Origin of the sequence: Sphingomonas sp. Sph1(2015) (assembly GCF_001970915.1) — a bacterium.
Taxonomy (GTDB): Bacteria; Pseudomonadota; Alphaproteobacteria; order Sphingomonadales; family Sphingomonadaceae; genus Sphingomonas; species Sphingomonas parapaucimobilis.
Genome location: NZ_MQUI01000104.1, coordinates 1 through 1597, shown reverse-complemented (window position 1 = coordinate 1597; position 1597 = coordinate 1). Strand labels below are relative to the sequence as shown.

The window sequence follows — 1597 nt, the reverse complement described above, 5'->3', positions numbered from 1 at the left end:
AGGCCCGGGCGGATGCGGTGCGGCGAGCGGGGGGAAGTCGCCCGATCCGATCACCCCGTCCGGTCCCGCGATCCGCCAGCGCCAGCCGGGTTCCGGCTCCAGCAGCCCGCGACGCTGGTCGATGCGGGCGCGGTCCACCGCACCCTGTCTGTCGACGGCCGAGGCCAGCACCGCGATCTCGGAGTCGAGACGCTGGTCCAGCCCGCGCGTGACGATCCCCTCCAGCGCACTCGCCAGACCCCAGCCCGCGAGAAGCAGCGCCGCCAGTATCGCCGCCCCCGAAATCAGGATCATCCGGCCGTGAATGGACCGGGCCAGTCTCACGCGGCCTCTCCGGCGGTCAGGCGATAGCCCATGCCCCGTACGGTTTCGATCAGGTTGGCGCCGATCTTCTTGCGCAGGCGGCCGACGATGACCTCCAGGCTGTTGGAGTCGACATCGGCATCGCCTTCATAGACGCGCTCGAGCAGTTCCAGCCGGGGGATGACCGCTTCCTTGCGCAGCATCAGCGCCGACAGGACGCGCCACTCGAAGGCGGTGAGTTTGAGGGGCAGGCCATCCAGCTCGAACTGCCCGGTCTGGCTGTCGAACGACAAAGGCCCGCAGGTCAGGCGCGGTTGGGCATGGCCCGCCGCGCGGCGAACGAGCGCGCGCAGCCGCATGACCAGTTCCTCGACGCGGAAGGGCTTGGTCAGATAATCGTCCGCGCCCGCCTTGAACCCGGCCACCTTGTCCGACCAGCCATCGCGCGCGGTCAGGATCAGGACGGGCAGGGCGCGCCCGGCCTCGCGCCATTGCCGCAACAGGGTCATGCCGTCGCCATCGGGCAGGCCCAGGTCGAGCACGGCCGCGTCATAGATTTCGGTGTCGCCCGCATGGCCCGCATCCACGCCGCGATCGAACAGGTCGACCGCGCATTGTTCCGCGCGCAGCGCCCGCGCGATGGCGGGACCCAGGGCGGGATCATCCTCGACCAGCAGAATCCGCATGACGTGTCCCTTGTCCCCTTATCGCCCCGCTATCCTCGCATAGCCTAAACCCAATCTGAACCGCGCGGTTCAGCGGGCATCGGGGCGAATCACCTAAAAGCATCTCCATCAACCAAGGAGATCGACAATGTCTCGTTTCCCTATTCCGACCCCCCGTCTGCAGGGCAAGGCGCCGCTGGCCGCCGCCGCGGCCGTCCTGATCGCACTGGGCGCGGGCGGTGGCGCCGCCGCCGTCTCGATGACCCGGCCGACCGTGACCATGGCCCCGACCGTCCAGACGCCCATCGCCAAGCTGTCCTCGACCAGTGGCGTCGTCACCGCCAAGGGGCGGGTGGCCGAAGTGTTCGGTGACCATTTCGTCGTGCAGGACGGCACCGGCCGGGCGATGGTCGCCAGCAACCGCGATGCGATGCCTGCGGTCGGCAGCAACGTGATGGTGCAGGGCCGCTATGACGACGGTATCATGCACGCCCAGTATCTGGTGAATCCGCAAGGGACGGTCACCCCGGTCGGCCCGCCCCCGCCGGGTGGTCCGCGTGGCCCCGGCGGTCCGCGCGGTGACGGCCCGCCCCCGCCTCCGCCGCCCCCTGGCGGTCCGGGCGGACCGC

2 protein-coding genes and 1 pseudogene are annotated in these 1597 nt (G+C 70.1%); 1 reads left to right on the top strand and 2 read right to left on the bottom strand.

Features of this window, described 5'->3' with window-relative positions; all coding sequences use genetic code 11:
• Positions 1-294: pseudogene (locus tag BSZ14_RS18695) on the bottom strand (ATP-binding protein); the annotation flags it as partial.
• A gap of 26 nt (positions 295-320) precedes the next feature.
• Entirely contained in the window at positions 321-989 is a 669-nt protein-coding gene (locus tag BSZ14_RS18690; RefSeq protein ID WP_042491405.1) for a response regulator, read from the bottom strand.
• A gap of 127 nt (positions 990-1116) precedes the next feature.
• Between BSZ14_RS18690 and BSZ14_RS18685 the strand changes: the two genes are divergently transcribed.
• The coding region (locus tag BSZ14_RS18685) for a hypothetical protein (protein WP_139330555.1) at positions 1117-1597 on the top strand (481 nt) is incomplete at its 3' end.